This is a genomic window from Bradyrhizobium sp. USDA 241 (assembly GCF_049739505.1).
Taxonomy (GTDB): Bacteria; Pseudomonadota; Alphaproteobacteria; order Rhizobiales; family Xanthobacteraceae; genus Bradyrhizobium; species Bradyrhizobium liaoningense.
Genome location: NZ_JBMGPZ010000004.1, coordinates 803,015 through 824,223, shown reverse-complemented (window position 1 = coordinate 824,223; position 21,209 = coordinate 803,015). Strand labels below are relative to the sequence as shown.

Annotated in this window: 22 protein-coding genes, 1 tRNA gene and 2 pseudogenes; 14 read left to right on the top strand and 11 right to left on the bottom strand. The window is 65.8% G+C overall.

Features of this window, described 5'->3' with window-relative positions:
* Window positions 1-69: 69 nt before the first annotated feature.
* The 4 genes from ABIF91_RS13665 (at window position 70) to ABIF91_RS13650 (ending at window position 3,727) form a co-directional block, all read left to right on the top strand.
* A complete protein-coding gene (locus ABIF91_RS13665; protein WP_028176893.1) occupies window positions 70-1,587 on the top strand; it encodes an AMP-binding protein in 1,518 nt (505 codons plus the stop codon).
* Window positions 1,588-1,608: 21 nt separating this feature from the next.
* Window positions 1,609-2,247 (top strand): RraA family protein, encoded by a 639-nt coding sequence (locus ABIF91_RS13660; RefSeq protein WP_028176892.1) that lies wholly within the window; start codon window positions 1,609-1,611, stop codon window positions 2,245-2,247.
* A gap of 27 nt (window positions 2,248-2,274) precedes the next feature.
* A complete protein-coding gene (locus ABIF91_RS13655) occupies window positions 2,275-2,646 on the top strand; it encodes a cupin domain-containing protein (protein ID WP_028176891.1) in 372 nt (123 codons plus the stop codon).
* A 124-nt stretch (window positions 2,647-2,770) separates the two neighbouring features.
* A complete protein-coding gene (locus ABIF91_RS13650; protein ID WP_028176890.1) occupies window positions 2,771-3,727 on the top strand; it encodes a tripartite tricarboxylate transporter substrate-binding protein in 957 nt (318 codons plus the stop codon).
* A 68-nt stretch (window positions 3,728-3,795) separates the two neighbouring features.
* On the opposite strand, the pseudogene ABIF91_RS13645 reads toward ABIF91_RS13650, so the two are convergent.
* Window positions 3,796-4,079, bottom strand: a pseudogene (locus tag ABIF91_RS13645) (GYD domain-containing protein).
* Window positions 4,080-4,184: 105 nt separating this feature from the next.
* Entirely contained in the window at window positions 4,185-4,538 is a 354-nt protein-coding gene (locus ABIF91_RS13640) for a VOC family protein (protein ID WP_028176889.1), read from the bottom strand.
* A gap of 142 nt (window positions 4,539-4,680) precedes the next feature.
* Here ABIF91_RS13640 and ABIF91_RS13635 point away from each other — a divergent pair.
* The 4 genes from ABIF91_RS13635 (at window position 4,681) to ABIF91_RS13620 (ending at window position 7,320) form a co-directional block, all read left to right on the top strand.
* Window positions 4,681-4,757, top strand: a tRNA-Arg gene (locus ABIF91_RS13635).
* Window positions 4,758-4,958: 201 nt separating this feature from the next.
* Window positions 4,959-5,336, top strand: a complete 378-nt coding sequence (locus ABIF91_RS13630) for a DUF2252 family protein (RefSeq protein ID WP_245285413.1) — start codon at window positions 4,959-4,961, stop codon at window positions 5,334-5,336.
* Complete coding sequence (locus ABIF91_RS13625; RefSeq protein WP_245285412.1) at window positions 5,333-6,031, top strand: hypothetical protein; 699 nt, start codon at window positions 5,333-5,335, stop codon at window positions 6,029-6,031. Before ABIF91_RS13630 ends, ABIF91_RS13625 begins: the two co-directional genes overlap by 4 nt.
* A 149-nt stretch (window positions 6,032-6,180) precedes the next feature.
* Complete coding sequence (locus tag ABIF91_RS13620) at window positions 6,181-7,320, top strand: amidohydrolase/deacetylase family metallohydrolase (RefSeq protein ID WP_028176888.1); 1,140 nt, start codon at window positions 6,181-6,183, stop codon at window positions 7,318-7,320.
* A 36-nt stretch (window positions 7,321-7,356) separates the two neighbouring features.
* On the opposite strand, the gene ABIF91_RS13615 is transcribed toward ABIF91_RS13620, so the two are convergent.
* A complete protein-coding gene (locus tag ABIF91_RS13615) occupies window positions 7,357-8,082 on the bottom strand; it encodes an alpha/beta fold hydrolase (RefSeq protein WP_028176887.1) in 726 nt (241 codons plus the stop codon).
* 139 nt (window positions 8,083-8,221) lie between these two features.
* Here ABIF91_RS13615 and ABIF91_RS13610 point away from each other — a divergent pair, with 139 nt between their 5' ends.
* Window positions 8,222-9,202, top strand: coding sequence for a helix-turn-helix domain-containing protein (locus tag ABIF91_RS13610; RefSeq protein WP_028176886.1), 981 nt, complete (start codon window positions 8,222-8,224; stop codon window positions 9,200-9,202).
* A 1-nt stretch (window position 9,203) separates the two neighbouring features.
* Here the strand turns inward: ABIF91_RS13610 and ABIF91_RS13605 are convergent, their stop codons facing one another.
* Genes ABIF91_RS13605 through ABIF91_RS13585 form a run of 5 tightly spaced genes read right to left on the bottom strand, consistent with a single transcriptional unit; the run spans window position 9,204 to window position 13,263 of the window.
* Window positions 9,204-10,349, bottom strand: a complete 1,146-nt coding sequence (locus tag ABIF91_RS13605) for an acyl-CoA dehydrogenase family protein (RefSeq protein WP_028176885.1) — start codon at window positions 10,347-10,349, stop codon at window positions 9,204-9,206.
* A gap of 13 nt (window positions 10,350-10,362) precedes the next feature.
* Complete coding sequence (locus tag ABIF91_RS13600; protein WP_028176884.1) at window positions 10,363-11,190, bottom strand: SDR family NAD(P)-dependent oxidoreductase; 828 nt, start codon at window positions 11,188-11,190, stop codon at window positions 10,363-10,365.
* Between the two features lie 20 nt (window positions 11,191-11,210).
* Window positions 11,211-11,618, bottom strand: coding sequence for a MaoC family dehydratase (locus tag ABIF91_RS13595; protein ID WP_035670932.1), 408 nt, complete (start codon window positions 11,616-11,618; stop codon window positions 11,211-11,213).
* Entirely contained in the window at window positions 11,618-12,073 is a 456-nt protein-coding gene (locus tag ABIF91_RS13590; protein ID WP_028176882.1) for a MaoC family dehydratase N-terminal domain-containing protein, read from the bottom strand. Before ABIF91_RS13590 ends, ABIF91_RS13595 begins: the two co-directional genes overlap by 1 nt.
* An 8-nt stretch (window positions 12,074-12,081) precedes the next feature.
* The gene (locus ABIF91_RS13585) at window positions 12,082-13,263 is read right to left on the bottom strand and encodes a lipid-transfer protein (RefSeq protein ID WP_028176881.1); all 1,182 of its coding nucleotides are present in this window, start codon (window positions 13,261-13,263) and stop codon (window positions 12,082-12,084) included.
* Window positions 13,264-13,351: 88 nt separating this feature from the next.
* On the opposite strand from ABIF91_RS13585, the gene ABIF91_RS13580 reads away from it, so the two are divergent.
* The 3 genes and pseudogenes from ABIF91_RS13580 to ABIF91_RS13570 all read left to right on the top strand — a co-directional run bounded on the left by ABIF91_RS13580 (window position 13,352) and on the right by ABIF91_RS13570 (window position 16,435).
* On the top strand, window positions 13,352-14,092 hold the full coding sequence (locus tag ABIF91_RS13580) for a TetR/AcrR family transcriptional regulator (RefSeq protein ID WP_050994959.1): 741 nt from the start codon (window positions 13,352-13,354) through the stop codon (window positions 14,090-14,092).
* Window positions 14,089-15,646 (top strand): annotated as a pseudogene (locus tag ABIF91_RS13575) (long-chain-fatty-acid--CoA ligase). The gene ABIF91_RS13580 and the pseudogene ABIF91_RS13575 overlap by 4 nt, the downstream one beginning before the upstream one ends.
* A 114-nt stretch (window positions 15,647-15,760) precedes the next feature.
* Window positions 15,761-16,435, top strand: a complete 675-nt coding sequence (locus ABIF91_RS13570; protein WP_028176880.1) for an alpha/beta family hydrolase — start codon at window positions 15,761-15,763, stop codon at window positions 16,433-16,435.
* Between the two features lie 3 nt (window positions 16,436-16,438).
* Here the strand turns inward: ABIF91_RS13570 and ABIF91_RS13565 are convergent, their stop codons facing one another.
* A complete protein-coding gene (locus ABIF91_RS13565; RefSeq protein ID WP_035694057.1) occupies window positions 16,439-17,413 on the bottom strand; it encodes a ketopantoate reductase family protein in 975 nt (324 codons plus the stop codon).
* A gap of 152 nt (window positions 17,414-17,565) precedes the next feature.
* Between ABIF91_RS13565 and ABIF91_RS13560 the strand changes: the two genes are divergently transcribed.
* Window positions 17,566-18,369 (top strand): enoyl-CoA hydratase-related protein, encoded by an 804-nt coding sequence (locus tag ABIF91_RS13560; RefSeq protein ID WP_028176878.1) that lies wholly within the window; start codon window positions 17,566-17,568, stop codon window positions 18,367-18,369.
* 3 nt (window positions 18,370-18,372) lie between these two features.
* On the opposite strand, the gene ABIF91_RS13555 is transcribed toward ABIF91_RS13560, so the two are convergent.
* The gene (locus ABIF91_RS13555; RefSeq protein ID WP_028176877.1) at window positions 18,373-18,645 is read right to left on the bottom strand and encodes a hypothetical protein; all 273 of its coding nucleotides are present in this window, start codon (window positions 18,643-18,645) and stop codon (window positions 18,373-18,375) included.
* A 198-nt stretch (window positions 18,646-18,843) separates the two neighbouring features.
* Complete coding sequence (locus tag ABIF91_RS13550; protein ID WP_028176876.1) at window positions 18,844-19,728, bottom strand: LysR family transcriptional regulator; 885 nt, start codon at window positions 19,726-19,728, stop codon at window positions 18,844-18,846.
* A 111-nt stretch (window positions 19,729-19,839) separates the two neighbouring features.
* Here ABIF91_RS13550 and ABIF91_RS13545 point away from each other — a divergent pair, with 111 nt between their 5' ends.
* Entirely contained in the window at window positions 19,840-21,207 is a 1,368-nt protein-coding gene (locus tag ABIF91_RS13545; protein WP_028176875.1) for an FAD-dependent oxidoreductase, read from the top strand.
* The last annotated feature ends 2 nt before the right edge of the window (window positions 21,208-21,209 follow it).

The window sequence follows — 21,209 nt, the reverse complement described above, 5'->3', positions numbered from 1 at the left end:
ACTGTTACACTCATGTCGTGAGCGCCTCACTCCCGAGGCGTCGCCAAGAAGACGAAGTGGAAACGCCTGATGCTGCTGCCCCTGTCCGACGTGCCGCGCTGGTACGCTGAACGCAAACCGCATGGCACGATCGCCATCCGTCACGGGCAGGACACGCTGACCTGGGACGAGCTTGAGCGTGGCGCCAACCGGCGCGCCCGGGCGTTCGCGGCCAGGGGCGTCAAGCCCGGCGATTTCGTGGCGATCGGCTTGCCGAACGGCAACACGTTCTTCGAGACCTCCTTTGCGGTATGGAAGTGCGGGGCGACGCCGACCTCGCTGTCATGGCGGCTGCCGCGCGGCGAAGCCGCCGCGGTGCTCGACATTCTGAAGCCGGCGCTTGTGGTCGGCGGCGAGGCCGACTGGAATGCGCCGAACCGGCTGCCTGCGGACTTCGTGCCGGAAGGTTTCTCGGACGAGCCGCTCAATGCGCCGGTGGCACGCTATTGGAAAGCGATGACCTCAGGCGGCTCGACCGGCCGACCCAAGGTGATCCTCGATCATCAGCCGGCGGTGACCGACACGGTCGCCGCGCCGCCGCTCAACATCCCCTTCGGGGTTTCGCTGCTCAATCCCGGCCCGCTCTATCACAATGCGCCGTTCATCGTGTCGCATTACGCCCTGTTCGTCGGCGGCAAGCTCACCGGCCTTACCAAGTTCGACGCCGAGGAGACGCTGCGCCAGATCGAACGCGAGCGCGTGCAATGGGTCAATTTCGTGCCGACCATGATGCACCGGATCTGGGCGCTGCCGGACAACGTGCGCAACGCCTACGATGTGTCGAGCCTGGAGACGGTCTTCCACATGGCCGCGCCGATGCCGCCCTGGCTGAAGGAGAACTGGATCGCCTGGCTCGGGCCCGAGCGGATCTGGGAGCTCTATGGCGGCACCGAGCGCCAGGGCGCCTGCATCATCTCCGGTACGGAATGGCTGACGCACAAGGGCTCGGTCGGCAAGATCGGCGACATGGCGAAGCTTCGCATCATCGGCGAGGACGGCAACGATGTTGCGCCGGGGGAAACCGGCGAGATCTACTTCCTCAACAATGACGGCAAGGACGCCACCTATCACTATCTCGGTGCCGAGCCGAAACGCCGTGCCGACGGCTGGGAGTCGCTCGGCGATATCGGCAGGCTGGATGCGGAAGGCTATCTCTATCTCGGCGACCGCCTCGCCGACATGGTTTTGCGCGGCGGCGCCAACATCTATCCGGCCGAGGTCGAGGCCGCGGTCTCCGCCTGCCCCGGCGTGCGCTCCTGCGTCGTGGTGGGACTGCCCGATCCGGAATTGGGCCAGCGTGTGCATGCCATCATCGAACCGGAGCTGGATGCCGACGGCCAGGCCATCGCCGACGGCATGGCGGAGTTTTTGAAAGACCGGCTCAGCCGCTACAAGCACCCCGAAAGCTTCGAGTTCGTCGGCGCTCCGCCGCGCGATGATTCCGGTAAAGTCCGCCGCACGCTGTTGCGCGATGAGCGCGCGGCGTGGATGAAGGAGGGACGCGCCTTCCGGATCTGGCCGGCGAAGGCGCGGGCGCACGTCGAGTAAGACAAACACGGAAGGACTGACATGACGATCACCATTGCAGCGAGCAGCGTGCCGAAGCCGCCGGCCGATATCATCGAAGGTTTCAGGGACGCGCCGACCTCGGTGATCTCTGACAATCTCGCCCGGCTGCCGGGCGCGGTGGGGCTAAGGCCGTATCATCGCGGCGGCAAGCTGGTGGGAACGGCCTTCACCGTGCGTACCCGGCCCGGCGACAATCTCGCCATCCACCGCGCGCTCGACCTGGTCGGCCCGGGTGACGTCATCGTGGTCGACGGCGGCGGCGACGAGACGCGGGCGCTGGTCGGCGAGATCATGAAGAACATCGCGCAGTGTCGCAAAGCCGAAGGCTATGTCATCGACGGCGCGATCCGCGACGTCGCGGCTTTCGCGGCCGACAATTTTCCCTGCTATGCGCGCGCTGTGATCCATCGTGGTCCCTACAAGAACGGCCCCGGCGAGATCAACGTGCCGGTCACCGTCGGCGGCAGCGTGATCTCGCCCGGCGACATCGTGGTCGGCGACGAGGACGGCGTGGTGTCGTTTCCCGCCGCCGGCGCCGCCGCGCTGCTGGAAGCGGTGCGCGCCCAGGTCGCGCGCGAGGAGGAGACGCTGAAGGCGATCCGCGAGGGCCGCTACCAGGGCTCTTATGGAAAGTCCTGATCAGACGAGAACGAAGGGGAGGATGCCGTGAGCCAGAAGGACGAATTCCACAACATCGACGATCCCAGCGACGGCCTCTTCCGCGAGCTCGCCAGCGGAGTGACCACGCGCATCTTCTCCGGCGAGCAGGCGATGCTCTCGGTGGTGACGCTGGCGCCGCATGCGCAAGGCACGCTGCATCATCACCCCGAGGAGCAATGGGGCGTGCTGCTCGACGGCTCCGCCATCCGCGTCCAGGGCGACGAGGAGATCCCGGTGAAGAAGGGCGATTTCTGGCGCACGCCCGGCCACGTGCCGCACACCATGCGCGCCGGCCCCGACGGCGCCCGCGTGCTGGACATCTTCAGTCCGCCTCGGCCAGAATACAGAAAACCAGGGTCGGGTTTCGGAACGACCTGAAGCGCTTCGCGCTTCAGGTATTTATCTGGAGCATGATCTTTCCGGAAAGCCGCTAGCTTTTCCGGATCATGCTCGAGCGCCAAAGAGCAAAAAAGCCGGGCGCAAGAATCACAGGGAGGGGACCATGACGATCACAAGACGCACATTCCTGGCTGCGCCCGCCATTCTCGCAGTGGCGCCAGCGGCGGCACAGGCCGGAAAGATCACGCTGGTCGTGCCGTTCCCGCCGGGCGGATCGACCGACGCCATGGCGCGGCTGCTGCAGAGCAATCTGCAGACCAAGCTCAACCGCATTGTCGTGGTCGAGAACAAGTCGGGCGCGGCCGGCGCGCTCGGCGCGGCGCAGGTCGCCAAGAGCCCGGCGGACGGCTCGACCTTCCTGGTGACGTTCGATTCCCATGCGGTGATCCCGGCCATCCTCGACAAGCCGCCGGTCGATGTCGAGCGCGAGCTGATGCCGGTGCTGCTCATCGGCACCGCGCCTTACGTGATCGCGGCGGGCGCCGGCCGTCCCTACAAGAGTTTTGCCGACGTGGTCGCGGCCTGCAAGGCGACGCCGGGCGCGGTGAAATATGCCTCGGTCGGCATCGGTACGCTCGGCCATCTCGCCATGACCGTGCTCGGCAGCAAGGCCGGGGTCGAGATCATGCACGTGCCCTATCGCGGCGGTGGCCCTGCGATGAACGATGTGCTCGGCGGCCATGTGGACCTGATCGCGGGATCGGCCGCGCTGGTCGCCGCCCAGCTCGGCACCAACATGCTGCGTCCGATCCTGCAGCTCGGCCGCGAGCGGTTGCCGGCGCTGCCTGATACTCAGACCGCGATCGAGGCCGGCTTCCCCGATTTCGAGACGCTCGCCTGGTGGGGCATCTTCGCCCCCGCAGGCACGCCGCCCGATATCGTCGCGGCCATGGCGACGGCCTCCAAGGAGATCCTGAGCGAGCCCGCGACCGCCACCCAGCTCAAGGACACCCAGCACATGACGCTGCTGCTCCAGGACGGCGCCGCCTTCAAGGCCTTCTTCGACAAGCAGGTCGCCTATTGGGGCAAGGTGGTGCGGGACAACAATATCAGGGCATGAGAGACCATGCCCGGGATTGCCATCCCAGGTCCGATGTCAGGTCCGGTGCGCTCGCGCGGGCCTGAGCGTCAGAGCATCTTGCCGACGATCTTTGTCATATCCGCTGCCGAAAACGCGCGCAGCGTTTCGGTGCGGACATTGCCGAACTAAGGCTGAGCGACATCGCGGCAGCCTCATCTGGAGCCTCGAGAACGGTCACAACGTCATATCGTCCCTGCGTCCAGACGATCTCTTTCACAGTCACGCCGAACGATCTGGCCATCTCCTTGAAGGCGTCGGCCCGCTTCGGCGAGTCCTTGACGTTGCGGGCTCCCTGATCCGTGAAGTTTCCCAGCACAACATAGGTTACCATGGTCGTCCTCCCTGGTTAGAACTGAGGAAACCGCGCCGAGTTTGCCACGGCGGCTGAGACAGCGCTACCTGCGCGTTGGAACGTCAGCAGATGCGACTTATTCGGTCAGGACAACGGCCGTGCGAAACTGAGCTCATGGCCGTCGGGGTCGGTGAGATGGAAGTAGCGCTCACCCCATTCGGCATCACGGGGCGTGGTCGACGGCTGCCATCCCGCAGCGCGCGCCCGCTGATAGGTCGCGTCCACGTCGGCGACATGGAAGATGACGCGGCCCCACCAGGACCAGCGCTTGTCGTCCGGCTGCACCGTCAGGTTGAGATAGCCGTTGCCGGCGCGAAAGCTCGTGAATGCCGCGGCCTCGCCGCCATAGAGAAGCTCGAACCCGAGCGAGCGGTAGAAATCCACGGCGCGCGCCATGTCATGGGTGCCGAGCGTGATGGCGCTGATGCTCTCGATCATGTGGGCTGCTCCGCCGAGAGGGGCCTGGAAGCGATTGTATAGCCGCCCTGTTCAGGTTGACGATGGCTTGGCCCGCCTGACGGCTGGCGAACCGCATTTTGCTCTGCTATGACGGGATCGAACCCGTACCCACGGGTTCCGCGGTCCCGTAGCTCAGCCGGATAGAGCGGCGGTTTCCTAAACCGTAGGTCGGATGTTCGAGTCATCCCGGGATCGCCATTTCCTTGTCCGGCTTCGTCTCGTTTGTCGCTCTCCCGAGGGCTGCGCGATGTCGGCCCAGGTGCCGACAATTGCGCCGCTGCTTATTTGATTATAGCATTTCGCGTCTGAGCATCAGTTGATTGTTGATGCAGCTGAAGATTGATTCGAGGGCGCGTCTGGGATCAGCGCCGGCTCGCCGATACCAGTGGTTTGCACCGGATGACTTTTCAGCGCGACAATGCGGCCTTCGAGCACTGGCTGCGTAAACAATGCGACGTTGTCGAGGCGGACCTCGCCCACAAGCACGAGCGGATGCAGAAGGATGCGTTCACGTTCCTGCGCGCGACGTTCTTTCGCTGGGCGCAGCGGATCGAGAAGCTCTGTCCCAAGTTGAAGGATGCGCCCGCCGTGCTGTCGGTCGGCGACATGCACATCGAAAATTACGGCACTTGGCGCGATGCCGAAGGGCGCCTGGTGTGGGGCATCAACGATTTCGACGAGGCGGCAGTCATTCCCTATCCGTTCGATCTCGTTCGCCTTGCGACCAGCGCGCGGCTGGCGAAGTCGCAGGTCGACAATCGCGTGCGGCCAAGGTGATCCTCGAAGGCTATCAGGAGGGTCTGGCGAAGCCGGCGCCGCGGCTGCTCGATGAGCAGGAGAGCTGGATGCGGCCCTACGTCGCCTGCTCCGACGAAGAGCGACGGGATTTTTGGCACGAGGTGAAGCACTATCGGGAAGTGAAGAACCCGCCACCCGAAGTAGCTTCCATGCTCGAGACGAGCCTGCCCAAGGGTGCCAAGTTGAAGCGCTTCGCCTCGCTCCGGAAGGGCGGCGGCAGCCTCGGCCGGCCGCGCTATGTCGCGATCGCGGCATGGGCCGGTGGTCAGGTCGTCAGGGAAGCCAAGGCGTTGGTGCCTTCCGCTTGGGATTGGGCGCACGGCAACAGGGACGAGCCGAAGTTTCTAGAGCTCGCACGCGGCCCGTTCCGCGCGCCGGATCCGCATCTCGATTTGGTCGACCGCTACATCGTCCGGCGCATTGCGCCCGACCAGCGCAAGATCGATCTGGGTGATCGCACCGGCGTGCGGCTCAGGCTCGACCTGTTGTGGGCCATGGGTTTCGACCTCGGGGCGGTTCACGCCGCGAAACGTGACGACAAAAAGCAGATCGAGCGTCATCTCCGTAAGCAGAAGGATGACGGCTGGCTACAAGACGCCGCAAAGCGGGCAGCCGTGGCCGTGCAGGGAGACTTCGAGGAGTGGAAGAAGGTCCGGCTACCCGTTCGCCGGTGATGTCGCCGCGCGGCCAGCCTCCCGTCCGGATTTGCCAATGCGGCGCGAAAATTGCTAGCAGAATGCCCGCAAGCAAGTGGGGCTGAAGGGCCCCTTTCAGCCTGCCCCCGCACGCCACTGGCCAGACCTCGCCACATCAGGAGACCATGATGCCTTTCGACCTCATCCTGCGCGGGGGCCGCGTGGTCGACCCCTCGCAGAAGCTCGATGCCGTGACCGACGTCGCCTTTGCCGGCGGCAAGGTCGCGGCGGTCGGCAGCGGGCTCAAGGCCGATCCGGGCACCGAGGTGCGCGACGTCTCACAGTTCATCGTGACGCCGGGGCTGATCGATCTGCACACCCATGTCTATTGGGGCGGCACCTCGCTCGGCATCGATGCCGAGGAATTTTGCCGCCTCTCCGGCGTCACCACGGCGGTGGACACCGGCAGCGCCGGTCCCGGCAATTTCGCCGGCTTCCGCAAGCACGTCATCGAGCCGAGCCAGGTTCGCATCCTCGCTTACTTGCACGTCTCGCACGCCGGCATCTTCGGCTTCTCGCACCGGATCATGGTCGGCGAGAGCGAGGAACTGCGGCTGATGAATCCGATCGAGGCGGCCAAGGTGGCCGATGCCAATCGCGACCTCATCGTCGGCATCAAGGTGCGCGTGGGATTGCACTCATCGGGCACGTCGGGGGCGGTGCCGCTCGATATCGCGCTGGAGGTTGCGAACGAGGTCGGCATGCCGCTGATGGCGCATATCGACCACCCGCCGCCGAGCTACGAGGAGGTGCTGGCTCGCCTGCGGCCCGGCGACGTGCTGACCCACGCGTTCCGTCCCTTCCCAAACACGCCCGCGACCGCGCAGGGCACGGTGAAGAAGGCGGTGCTGGATGCGCGCGAGCGCGGCGTGCTGTTCGACATCGGCCACGGCAAGGGCTCGTTCGCCTTCAAGACCGCGCGCGCGATGCTCGCCAACGGCTTCTATCCCGACACCATCTCCTCCGACATCCACCAGCTCTGCATCGACGGCCCGGCCTACGACCAGGTCACGACCATGTCGAAGTTCCTGTGCATGGGCATGGAGCTGCCGGACGTGATCGCGGCCTCGACCGTGAACGCGGCGATGGCGCTGCGCCGCCCCGAGCTCGGCAGCCTCAAGCCGGGCAGCGTCGGCGACGCCACGCTGATCTCGGTGAGGCAGGGCCAGTTCGACTATGAGGACGTTGTCGGCGAGCACCTGATCGGGGATCGCAAGATCGTCTCCGAGGGCGTCGTCATCGGCGGCCGCTGGTGGCATCCGAATTGAGCGGCCCACGATCGAGAGGTGCATCAGGGCGGGCTGTCAGTCGCGGCCTGCCTCCATGATCGCCCTGGCGAGCCGCGCCGGATCGGAGAAGCACAGCTCATGGCTTCCCGGCACCTGCACCAGGCGGAACAGGCCGAGCTTCTCCGACAGACGCGGATGCCAGCCATGGCTGTGCGGCATCGCGGTGTCTTCGGTGCAGTTGATGTAGGATTTGGCCAGCGGCATCTCCGCCGGATTGGTCTTGAGCGCGATCTTGTCGGTGAAGGTCGCCAGCGGATGCGGATTGAGGACGTCGTAGGCGCGCTGCGCCAGTTCGATATCGGCATCGTTGATGAAGGCTTCGCGCCAGATCGGGAAGGGCAAGACCACCGAGCCGTCGCCGCGCTCGGCCGCGATCGCGTCGAACAGCCCGAGATAGTGCGGCGGCACCATGTCATTGAGGCATTCGCCATTGTTGGGCACGAAGGCATTCCAGTAGACCAGGCGGCGGATGCGCTCGGGCGCGAGGTCGGCGACGCCGGTGATGATCATGCCGCCATAGGAATGGCCCAGCAGGATGACGTCCTTGAGATTTCTTTCGGCGAGATAGTCGGCGATCGACTGGATCGCCTCCTTCAGCCCGGTCGTCTTGGCATCGCCCGGGCGGTTGCCCTTGATGGTGGGGGTATGGACCTGATGGCCGGCCGCACGAATGGGTGCGGCGACAGGCTCGAATTCGGCGCCGGTGTGCCAGGCGCCGTGGACGAGAACGTAGGTCGACATGTTGTGACTCCTCCTGAGGGTGTGATTAGATCGGCGCATAATGGCCTTGGCTGGGCAGCGTGGCCGCGCGGCAAATCTGGACCGGTCACGAATTCGTTGCTTGGCTGTGAGTGAACCGGATTGGTCTCGGAGTGAACCGATGCAGCAGATCGAGCGCGCCATTCCGTCACGTCGATCGGCCTGGAATACTGCGGGCGTGCGGCCCACCGAGCAATTCTCCTATTATCGCGAGGCGATCTGCCAGGCCTTCATGAATCTGACGCCGGAGCCGGCGGCCGCAGCCGGCTTTCCGGCCAGCGTCGAGCACGTCCGCCTCGGCGATGCTGCGATCAACCGCGTCAGCTTTCCCGAACACGTGGTGCGGCGCTCTGCGGCCGACATCGCGGCATCGGACCGCAGTTGCTTCTACCTCAACCTGAAGCTGGGGGGCCGCTGTCGCATCCAGCAGGATGATCGCGAGATCAGCCTTTCGCCGGGACAGGTCGGCATCTTCGATAGCGATCGGCAGTTCGCGCTCCTGCACGACCGCGGACCACAATTGCGCGTTGCCTCGTTGTGGGTGCCGGCAGAAGCCTTGCGCGAGCGCCTGCCGGCCTCCTTCGACGTCGGCGCAGCGCGCGTCTCCGACGATCCCTTCGTCGGCCATCTCATCGTGGAGACCGCGCGCACGCTCAGCGACGGCGCGCTGCGCATGACCGAAGACGAGGGCGTGCGGCTGTTCCGGGTTCTGATCGAGTTGGTCGCCGTGAGCCTGTCGCGGCGCAGCCGGGCAGGCGCTGCGGAGTCCGAGAGTCTTGCCGATGCAACCACGCTGTCGCTGAAGCGCGCCATCCACCGGCGGCTCCGCGAGCCCGGCCTTGCGGTTGCCGATGTCGCCGAGGCCGTCGGCATCAGCGAACGCTACGTCCACAAGCTGCTGGCGCGATCAGGCTCCAGCTTCACCGATTACGTCATCGACCACCGGCTCGACGGCGCGGCCAGGGATCTCGGGGATCCCGCAATGGCGGACCGTGCGATCGGCGCAATCGCGTTCGACTGGGGCTTTTCGGACCTCTCCCACTTCACGCGGCGTTTCAAGCAGCGCTTCGGCTGCCGCCCGCGCGACTGGCGTGCGCGATGATCTACAGCGATCTCGCGATCAACAGCTTCATGATCTCGTTGGTGCCGCCATAGATCTTCTGGATGCGGGAATCGATGAAGATTCGCGAGATCGGGTATTCCTGCATGTAGCCGTAGCCACCGAACAGTTGCAGGCATTCGTCAGCGGTCTCGACCTGCTTCTCCGAGCACCAGTATTTCGCCATCGAGGCCGTGACCGTGTCGAGATCTTTTGCGATCAGGCGCTCGATGCACCAGTCGACAAAGACACGCGCGATCATCGCTTCGGTCTTGCGCTCGGCCAGCGTGAAGGCGGTGTTCTGGAAATCCATCAGCGGCTTGCCGAACGCCTTGCGCTCCTTGGTGTAATCGGTGGTGAGCTTGACCGCGCGCTCCATCGAGGCCACGGCGCCGACCGCGAGCGCGAGGCGCTCCTGCGGCAATTGCTGCATCAGCTGGACAAAGCCCTGGCCCTCTTCCTTGCCGAGCAGGTTGTCCGGCGGCACGGTGACGTTGTCGAAGAACAGTTCCGACGTATCGGACGCATGCAGGCCGATCTTGTCGAGGTTGCGCCCGCGCTTGTAGCCGTCGGCACCCGCGGTCTCGACCACGATCAGCGAGATGCCCTTGGCGCCGGCTTCGCCGGTGCGCGCGACCACGATGACGAGATCGGCGGCCTGGCCGTTGGTGATGAACGTCTTCTGGCCATTGATGACGTAGGAATTGCCCTGCTTCTTCGCCGTGGTCTTGACGGCCTGGAGGTCCGAGCCGGTGCCGGGCTCGGTCATGGCGATGGCGCCGACCATCTCGCCCGAGGCCATCTTCGGCAGCCAGCGCTTCTTCTGCTCCTCCGAGCCGTAGTTGAGGATGTAATGCGCGACGATGGCGCTGTGCACGGAGACGCCGGTCGTCATCTCCGGCACCGTGCTTTCGAGGTCTTCCAGCACCGCTGCGTCATAGGCGAAGGTGGCACCCAGGCCGCCATATTCCTCCGGCACGCTCGCCAGCAGCGCGCCCATCTCGCCGAGCCCGCGCCAGGCGAAGCGGTCGACCATCTTCTGCTCGCGCCATTTCTCGGCATGCGGCGCCAGGTCCTTGGCGAGATATTTCCGGAACTGGTCGCGGAACGTGTCCAGCTCTTCGGTCATCCACGATGATCGGTATTGCATCAGCGCCTCGCTCTCAGACAATCAGGCCGCCGCCGGCGACGACCACCTGGCCGCTGATATAATTGGATTCCGGGCTGCAGAACAGATAGACGGCGTCGGCTGCCTCTTCCGGCGTGCCGCCGCGGCCGAGCGGGATCATCCGCGACATGGCCTCCAGCATGTGCGGCTGCACGCCCACCTTGATGTCGCGGCCGGCGACGTCGATGGTCCTCTGCTGCGCCTCGATCGGCTGGGTCAGACGGGTGTTGATGAGGCCGAAGGCGACGCAATTGACGTTGACCTTGTAGCGGCCCCACTCCTTGCACATGGTTCGGGTCAACCCGATCAGCGAGGCCTTGGCCGAGGAATAGCTTGCCTGTCCGGCGTTACCGTAGAGGCCAGCGATCGAGGAGATGTTCACGACCTTGCGGAACACCTCGCGCCCCTCCTCGGCTTCCTTCCTGGCAAAGACGCGGATCGGCTCGGCGGCCGCGCGCAGGATCCGGAACGGCGCGACGAGATGGACGTCGAGCATGGCCTGAAACTGCTCGTCCGTCATCTTCTGGATGGTGGAGTCCCAGGTGTAGCCGGCATTGTTGACGATGATGTCGAGCCCGCCGAGCTTGTCCAGCGCGGCGCCGACGAAACGGTCGGCGAAACCCATTTCCGAGACGCTGCCGTTCACTGCGACGGCGTCGCCGCCGAGCGTCTTGATCTCCGCGGCCACGGCGTTGCCGGGCTCGGCATCGAGATCATTGACGACGACCCTGGCGCCCTCGTGCGCGAGTTTGAGCGCGATCGCGCGCCCGATGCCGCGGCCCGAGCCGGTGACGAGCGCGACCTTTCCCTGCAGTTTTGCCATTCGAATGAGTCCCTTTGCCGTTACAGCGCGACGATTGCGCTGCCTTCGAGCTTGACCTCGCCGCGATCGTCCCTGGTGGTGAGCGCGAGCCGTGCGCGGCGCTCGCCATCCTCGGCGAAGAGCTCGGTCACGGTGCCTTCGCAAGTCAGCTTGGCGCCGAGCTGGGTGATCGCCACGAACCTGGTCGCGAAGCTGCGGAGCTTCGACGGCGGCACTACGTCCGTCAGCGCCTGCCCGAGATAGGCCATGACCAGCATGCCGTGGGCGAACACGTCAGGAAATCCGGCCGTCTTGGCAAAGTCGATATCGACGTGGATCGGATTGTGATCGCCCGATGCGCCGCAATAGAGCGCGAGCGTGTGACGGGTGATCGGCGGAAAGACCTTGTGGACGATGCGGTCGCCGGCCTTGATGTCTGCGGATACCATCACGACGTCACCTTGTTGCGGACGACGATCGTGCGCGCGGTATCGGCGACATGCACGCCGTCCTGGTTGGTCACCTCGCATCGAATGCCGATCAGCGTCATCGCGCCGCCCTTCTTCTCCGTCTCGCTGGTCACGCACGGCCGGAACGTCAGGGTGTCGCCGACCAGAACCGGCGCGTGATAGACGAAGCTCTGCTCGCCATGCAGCACGCGGCCGAGGTCGATGCCGAGCGAGGCGAACATTTCGAACGGGTCCTCGGCGTCCATCATCTCCAGGCAGAACAAATAGGTTGGCGGCACCGGCGTGCCGGCAAATCCGGCCGCGCGTGCAGCATCCGCGTCGCGGTAGACCGGATTCCGTTCATCCAGCGTCTTGAGGAAGTAGCGAAGACGGCCCGGCTCCACGCGCGCGGTGACGGGCGTAAAGCTGCGCCCTACGGCGGACTGATCGACCATGGCGGAGATCAGTGCCGCTGGTAGAGCGTGACGACGCAGGCGCCGCCGAGGCCCAGATTGTGCTGGAGCGCGACCTTCGCACCTTCGACCTGCGTGGGACCTGCCGTGCCGCGCAACTGCCGCGTCAGCTCGTAGCACTGCGCAAGTCCGGTGGCGCCGAGCGGATGTCCCTTCGACAGCAATCCGCCGGATGGATTGGTCACGATCCGGCCGCCATAGGTGTTGTCGCCGTCATTGATGAACTTGCCGGCTTCGCCCTCGCCGCAGAGGCCGAGCGCCTCGTAGGTGATGAGCTCGTTGTGGGCAAAGCAGTCGTGCAGCTCGACGACGTCGAGATCGTCGGGCCCGATGCCGGCGCTTTCATAAACCCGGCTTGCCGCCTCTTTGGCCATGTCGTAGCCGACCAGTTGCATCATGTCGCCGGCCTTGAAGGTCGAGGGCGTGTCGGTGGTCATGGCCTGCGCCGCGATGCGCACCTGCTTGCCGATGCCGTGCTTGTCCGCGAAGCGCTCGGACACCAGCACGGCGGCGGCGCCGCCGCAGGTCGGCGGGCACGCCATCATGCGCGTCATCACCCCCGGCCAGATCACCTGGTCGTTCATCACGTCGTCGGCCGTGACTTCCTTGCGGAAGAGCGCGAGCGGGTTGTTCCTGGCATGACGGCTCGCCTTGGCGCGCACTTTGGCGAAGGCGTCGAGCGGGGTGCCGTATTTCTTCATGTGGCTGAGCCCGGCGCCGCCGAAATAGCGCAACGCCAGCGGAATGCCGGGGGCGTCGATCAGCTGGTCCGCAGCCGCGTCGAATTCCTCGAACGCGCTCGGGCGATCGGTGTAGACGCTGCCGAGTGCGCCGGGCTTCATCTGCTCGAAGCCGACCGCCAGCACGCAGTCGAGCGCGCCGCTCGCGATCATCTGCCGCGCCATGAACAGCGCGGTCGAGCCGGTCGAGCAGTTGTTGTTGACGTTGACGATGGGGATGCCGGTCATCCCGACATGGTAGAGCGCGCGCTGCCCGCAGGTGGAATCGCCGTAGACGTATCCGGCATAGGCCTGCTCGACCTTCTCGTAACCGAGACCTGCGTCGGCGAGCGCCAGCTTGGCCGCTTCCGTCCCCATCTCGTGATAGGGCGCGCTGGCGCCGGGCTTGGCGAAGGGGATCATGCCGACCCCTGCGACGATGACGTCAGACATGGCTTCCTCCGAATAAATTACCCATTGGACTTTGTCTTACCCATGGGTAACATATCGGTCGATGTCCTCCGGAGTCAACCGATCCAGCATGGATGCAGCGCCACCCGCTCCGCCCTCATCGCCGCCTTCGCCCTGGCTGCCGTTCGAGAGTCGCCGCCGCGCCCGCGACGAGAAGCGCGAGGCGGTGCTGCGCGCCGCCGTGCAGCTGTTCCTGGAGCAAGGCTATCATCGCGTGACGCTGAACGAGGTCGCCGAGCGGCTGAACATCACCAAGCCCGCGCTCTATAACTACTTCCGGGGCAAGGACGAGATCCTGTTCGAATGCTGGTCGATGGGTGCCGAGCTCGTCGACAGCGTCATCACGGAGATCAACGCGGGCGGTGGTTCTGGCCTCGCCAAGCTGCGCAAGCTGGTGCACGCCTATGCCGCGCTGATGGCGACCGATTTCGGCGCGAGCCTGGTGCGCTTCGATCTGCGCGACCTGGCCGAACGGAACGCCGGTGTCGCGCGCGCCGCCAAGAAGCGCATCGACGCCACGTTCCGGAAGTATATCTCCGGGGGCGTCGACGACGGTTCGATCAGGCCCTGCGATCCGAAGCTTGCAGCGTTCGCGATCGCGGGCGCGCTCAACTGGATCGGCCACTGGTATCGCCGTGACGGCGGGCTGTCGCCGAGCGAAATCGCCGACGAGTTCACGGTTCGGCTGACGGAAGGCCTGGCGGCCGAGGGCCGGCAGCAGATGACAAAGAAGACGCCGAGGGCGCCGCAACGGCGCAACTCAGGGCGCGGGACGACAGGGAAGAAGCGCACAGGAGGAGGAACGCGATGAACATCACGCATGGGCTGCGGCGCGCGCTGCAGATCAATCCGAAGGGGCTGGCCACCGTCTATGGCCAGCGGCGCCGCAACTGGGGCGAGCTCGGCGAACGCGTTGCCAGGCTGGCCGGCGGCCTGCGCACGCGCGGCGTCCGGGACGGCGATCGCGTCGCCGTGCTGTCCTTCAACTCGGACCGCTACCTCGAGCTCTATCTGGCGACCGGCTGGGCAGGCGGCGTGATCGTGCCGCTCAACATCCGCTGGAGCGCCCTCGAAAACGAGGATGCGCTGCGCGACTGCCGTGCCTCCGTTCTGCTGGTCGACAAGGCCTTCGCACAGGTTGGCGCGCAACTCGCCGGCGCGCTTCCGGGGCTGCAGCTGGTCTACGCGGACGACGGCGAGGTGCCGGCGGGGATGGAGAGCTATGAGGATCTGGTCGCGGGCAGCGCACCGGTCGCCGATGCCATGCGCAAGGGCGAGGATCTCGCCGGCATCTTCTACACCGGCGGCACCACCGGGCGTTCCAAGGGCGTGATGCTCAGCCACCAGAACCTGATGGCCAACGCGCTCAATGCGCTCGGCGAAGGACTGTTTCCGGCGAGCACGACCTACCTGCATGCGGCGCCGATGTTCCAATTCGCCAACGGGGCGGCGATGTATTCGCTGCTGCTCTCCGGCGGCTCAAACGTGATCGTCCAGGGCTTCACCCCCGAAGGCGTGATGTCTGGCGATGCAGAACGAGCGCGTCACCGACGTGCTGCTGGTGCCCACGATGATCCAGATGTTCGTCGACCACCCCGCGATCGGAAACTACGACCTGTCCTCGCTCAAGCACATCATCTACGGGGCCTCGCCGATCAGCGAGGCGGTGCTGGACCGTGCCGCGCGCGCACTGCCGCATGTGCGCTTCACCCAGGCTTATGGCATGACCGAATTGTCGCCGATCGCGACGCTGCTGCACCCCGGCGAGCATGTCGGGGAGGGCCGGAGAAAGGGACGTCATCGCGGTGCCGGCCGTGCCACGCTCGGCTGCGAGGTGCGGATCGTCGACGAGAACGACCGGCCGGTGCCGGCAGGGTCCGTCGGCGAGATCGTGGTGCGCGGCGACACCGTGATGATGGGCTATTGGGAGCGGCCGGAGGAGACCGCGCGCGCCGTCGTCGACGGCTGGATGCACACGGGCGACGGCGGCTACATCGACGAGGACGGGTTCATCTATGTCGTCGACCGCGTGAAGGACATGATCATCTCGGGCGGCGAGAATGTGTACTCGGTCGAGGTCGAGAACGCGCTGGCGCAGCATCCGTCGGTGCTGCAATGCGCGGTCATCGGAATTCCAAATGAGCAATGGGGAGAGCAGGTCCATGCCGTCGTGGTCAGCCGCAGCGGCGTGGAGGTTTCTGCCGGCGAGCTGATCGAATTCACGAAGACGTTGATTGCGGGCTACAAATGTCCCCGCAGCATCGAGATCACGGAGACACCGCTGCCGCTGTCGGGCGCGGGCAAGGTGCTGAAGCGCGAGCTGCGCAGGCCGTTCTGGGAAGGCCGGGAACGGCGGGTGAGCTGACGGCTTCCGCTCGCGTCGAGCTGCGCACGCCCGCGACGAGCGTGCGAAGTTTCATGTTTTCAGATCGCGGTCGCGCAGGTACCATTGGCCCGATCCATTCGGGAATTGTGAGTCTTGGTCGAGACGCGCGAGCTCAAGCTCGACATCGAGCGCATCGGCACGGTCTCGGCAGTGCTGACGCGGCCGGACCATGCGCGTGCCTGCTACGTGCTGGCGCACGGCGCCGGGGCCGACATGCGGCACTCCTTCATGGAGAAGGTCGCCGAGGGCCTCGCGCGCCGCGGCATCGCGACCTTCCGCTTCAATTTTCCCTACATGGAGAAGAAACAGGGGCGTCCAGACCAGCCGGCCGTCGCACACGCCGCCATCCGCGCGGCGGTGGATGAGGCGGCGCGGCTCTGTCCCGGATTGAAGCTCGTTGCCGGCGGAAAGTCGTTCGGCGGGCGCATGACCTCGCAGGCGCAGTCGAAGGCACCGCTGCCCGGTGTCAAAGGGCTCGCCTTCCTGGGCTTTCCCCTCCATGCCGACAAGAAGCCGTCGAGCGAGCGCGCCGAGCACCTCGCCGGTATCACGATCCCCATGCTGTTCCTGCAAGGCACGCGTGACGGGCTTGCTGATCTCGGCCATCTCAGGCCCGTGATCAAGACGCTCGGTGCGAGGGCGACGCTGCATGAAGTCGAAGGCGGCGATCACTCCTTCGCGGTCCTGAAAAAGTCGGGCCGCAGCAATGACGACGCGCTGACGGAAGTGCTCGATACGCTGGCCGCCTGGATCGACCAACTCGCCTGAACTTCACGCCGCATAAAGCCCCTTGTCGCGCGCCTTCTGAATTGCCAGCGCGGCGATCAGGTCGAGCGTCGGCGTCGACAGGCCGGCGGTGCGCGCGAAGGCTTGGGGCGCCCTTACCAGCACGTCGATCTCCATGGCGCGGCCAAGCTCGTAATCCTGGAGCAGCGACGGCTTGTGATTGGGGGCGGAGCCGCTGCGGGTCACGCGCTTGACCTCGGGAATGAAGTGCTGGGCGATCTCGTTGGCCTCGCTCAGCATGCGTGGAATCACCTCCGCAAAGGCGGGGTCGTCGCGCACGCCACGCGCGGTCTGGCCGGTGAGCAGGCACAGCACCGACAGCGACATGTTGGTCAGCAGCTTTGACCAGATCGCCTCGCGGATCTCGGCCACCGGCGGCGATTCCAGCCGCGCGTCATTGAAGATGCCGCGCAACCTGGTGATGCGCTCGCAATGGCGGTCGTCGCATTCCCCGATCAAGACGCGATTGCGCTCCGGCGAGAGGTTGTGCACCACGCCCGGCGCGATCACCTCGTTGGAGGAGAAGATCACGCCGCCGATGATGCGCTCCTTCGGGATGCAGGCGCGCAGGCGTCCGCCGGGATCGAGGAAGGAAATGTCCGGCGGCGTCGGGTGCCGCGGCGGCAGGCCGATGCCGTACCACCAGGGAATGCCGTTCTGCGCGAACACGATCGCGGTGTCGTCCTGGAGCAACGGCTTGATGCTGCCGACCAGCCCCGGAAGCGCGGTGGCCTTCAGCGTCGAGATCACCACGTCCTGCGGGCCGAGCTGGGCCGGGTCGCCCGAGGCGTTCACCTTGGCGGAAACCTCGGCATCGCCGACGCGCAGCTTGAGCCCGTTGGCGCGAGCCGCCTCCAGATGCGCCCCCCGCATCACGCAGCTGACCTCGTGGCCGGCGCGCGCCAGCCGTACTGCAATGTGGCTGCCGACGGCGCCCGCGCCGAAAATGCAGATGCGCATGATGATGTCCCGTACCTATGGTGTCGCCCCGGCACCAGCATGACACAAGCCGCCATGCGATGGACGCGGCCGCCCCACGCCGGAAAGATATGGATCAGGACGCGCCGTCTCGGTCATAGTGCGCAGCAAACAGACCGACCGGAGGATCGCCGATGACTGCCAGCCCCGTCCTGTGGACTCTCGATGAGCGTGGGGTTGCGACCGTCACGTTGAACCGGCCGGAGGTCAACAACGCCTATGACGGCGCGCTGATCGCGGGCGTGCTCGCGGCCATGGACGATCTCGGCAGAAAGCCGAACCTGCGCGTCGTCGTGCTCAGGGGCAACGGCAGGCATTTCCAGGCCGGCGCCGACCTCAGATGGATCAACGGCGTGCGGCCGCAATCGGCCGAAGCGAACGAGGCGGCGTCGCGGGCCACCTTCGAGGCCGTGCAGCGGCTCAACACGCTGCCGATCCCGACCGTCGCGCTGGTGCAGGGCGGCTGCTTTGGCGGCGGCACCGGCGTGATCGCGGCCTGCGATGTCGTGATCGCCGCGGACAACGCCCTGTTCTCGATCACCGAAGTGCGCTGGGGCCTGACCGCGGCGATCATCATCCCGCAGCTCTGCGACGCCATCGGCGTTCGGCAAGTCCGCCGTTACGCGCTGACCGGCGAGCGCTTCGGCGCCGAGGATGCCCGCCGCATCGGCCTCGTCCACGAGGTGGTGCCGCTCGCCGAACTCGAGGCCGCAGGCAGCAAGGTGGTCGAGCAATTGCTCGCCAACGGGCCCGAGGCGATGGCCGAAACCAAGAAGCTCGCGCTGGAAAGCTCGTTCGGCGGCATGGCCGTGGACGATGCCGCCTACACCCGGCTCGTGCAGCTGCATTCGCTCAAGCGCCAGAGCGCCGAGGCAGCGGAAGGGCTGGCCTCATTCGCGGAGAAGCGTGCGGCGAATTGGGGCGGCGCAAAAAGCTGAAGGTCAGCAGCCGCGGCAGATGTTGCTGATGCTGCGATAGACCGCGTCGTCATCCTGCCGCAGCTGGCGCATCGTTTCGAGTGTCTTGCTCTCGTCGCTCGCAGGTGCAGGCTTGCGCTTTGCAGCCAGCTCTTCCTCCTGATGCCTGTAGCAGGCCTCGCGATCAGGCTTTTCCCGGATGAAGCGGCAGTTCTGCTCCACCGCTAAGGCGGCGGTGGTTGAGATCGCGAGCGCGGTCAGGACAGGCAGGGCGAATTTCAAAAGCGTCGAATTCATTCGTTGAACCAAGTTGCTTGTCGTCGCCCGGCTTGACCGGGCGACCCAGTACGCCGCGGCGTCTCCGTATACGTTTGACGCCTCTGGAATACTGGATCGCCCGGTCAAGCCGGGCGATGACAGCGGGGCTTGGCGATCTTTCTGTCAGGTCCATTGTCGAAGAGCAACCGCCGTGCCGTGGCAGGTGTGCGAAACGGCTCACAGCGACCGCGCCAGTGACGTCTTCAGCAGGGTGAGCAGCGCCTGCACCGCAGCGGCGTTGCGGCGCCGCTCGGGGATCGCGGCCTTCACCCACAATTCCGGAATCGGAAACTCGCGCAGCACCGGCTTGAGCGTGCCGTCGCGCAGGGCATCCGCGACGAGATAATGCGAGAGCAGCGCGATACCGTTGCCGGCGATCGCACTGCGTGCCAGCACGTGCCCTTCGTTGGAGGACAGCAGTGGGCTGACCTGGATGCTGATGCGGCCGCGCGGCCCGTCGAAGATCCATTCAGGGCCGGTCGGCAGGAAGCTGAGGCAGCGATGCTCGACGAGGTCGCGCGGATGTTTGGGCGTGCCGTGCTTCTTCAGGTAAGCCGGCGAGGCGCAGAGCAGCCGCTTCAGCGGGCAGAGCGGCTCGTCGATGACGCCGCCGAAGGAATGCGGGAAGGCGCCGATGGCGATGTCAAATCCCTCGGTGACGGGATCGACCGGGCGGTCGATCAGCACGATCTCGAGCTTGAGCCGCGGGTTCTGGGTCTGGAAGGCGCTGAAGGCATCGGCGAGGCGCGCCACCGTCAGCGAGGTCGGCGCCTTGATGCGCAGGTGATCGACGAGGTCGTGGCCCTTCTCGCCCATGCGCGAGAGCAGGTCGGTGGCGTCGGCCACGACACCACGCGCGCGATGCACATAGCGCTGGCCCGCTTCGGTGAGCCGCAATTGCCGGGTCGAACGGTGAAACAGCGGCGTGCCGATTCGTGCCTCCAGTTGCGTGACGCGCTTGGCGACGACCGAGGTCGAGACATCAAGCTTTCGCGCGGCGGCGGAGAATCCGGCCGCATCCGCGGTGGAGAGGAAGGCCTGAAGGTTCACCAGGATGTCCATGTCCACCTTTCTCGATTCGCGAAAGCTGATCGCGTATTTTGGTGGATTGTAGCCTGCCGCGCGTTAATTCATAGTCGCCCGCAAGCAAGAGATTTCGGGAGCGGACGCGCCATGCGGGCCACGATGATCGAAGAGCCGGCACGACAAGTGCCGCTCTATGGCGAATACGAAGTCGTCGTTCTCGGCGGCGGACCGGCCGGCATCGTCGCTGCGGCCTCAGCTGCCCGTGCCGGGCGGAGGACGCTGCTGATCGAGCGCTACGGCTTCCTCGGCGGCATGGGCACCGCGGCCGGCGTCACCAATTTCTGCGGCCTGCACGGCAATGTCCATGGCGAGCACCGGCGGCTGGTGCAGGGCATGGCGTCGGATCTGCTGGCGCGGATTGATCGGCTGAACGGCCTCAACACGCCGCATCTGATCCTCGGCAAGGTCTTCGCGCAGGCCTATGACACCGCCGCGTACAAGATCGCCGCTGACCAGCTTCTGGCCAGTCACAAGGTGCATATCCTCTTCCATGCGCTCGGTGCCGGCGTCGTGATGGGCGATGACCGCCGCATCGACGCGCTGCTGGTCGAGACCAAGGCCGGCCGGCAGGCGGTGCGATCAGAAATCTTCATCGACTGCTCGGGCGATGGCGATCTCGCCGTGTGGGCCGGCGCGCCGTTCGAGATCGGCGACGAGCACGGGCATCCGCTCTATCCCTCGATGATGCTCCGCCTCAACGGCATCGATCCCGGGAAGGCGGGCGAGGCTTGGCGGACCATCCCGCAGCTGATGGAGAAGGCGGTCGCGGCCGGCACGCACACATTCCCGCGCAAGAGCGCCATCGTGCGGCCGCAAAAATCCGGCATCGAATGGCGCGTGAACTTTACGCAAGTCGCGCGCGAGGACGGTCACGCCATCAACGGCGTCGAGCCCGACGATCTCACCCGCGGCGAGATCGAGGGCCGCAAGCAGGCGCTCGCCGCGTTCGAATTCCTGCGCAGCACCGTGCCGGGCTTTGAAAATTCCTACATCGTCGACCTGCCGCCGCAGCTCGGCATCCGCGAGACGCGCCGCATCAAGGGCGGCTATCAGCTCAGCGGCGAGGACGTGCTCGGCTGCGCCTCGTTCGAGGATTCGATCGGCGTCAACGGCTGGCCCATCGAGGCTCATGTTCCCGGCGACGTCGTCTTCACATTCCCGCCAATTCCGGAATCGCGCGGCTACAACGAGCTGCCCTACCGGATGCTGGTGCCCCAAGGCGTCGACAATCTCCTGGTCGCCGGCCGTTGTGCCTCGATGACACATGAAGGCCAGTCGGCGGCGCGGGTCTCCGGTGCCTGTTTCGTGATGGGCGAGGCCGCCGGTTCCGCAGCCGCGCTGGCGCTCTCCGGCAACCGAATCCCGCGTGACATCCCCATTGAAAAATTGCAGGAAACGTTGAAGCAACAGGGCGCTTTCATCGGGCGGGACCAGGCCGTCCCCGAAGGGCTGTAGCG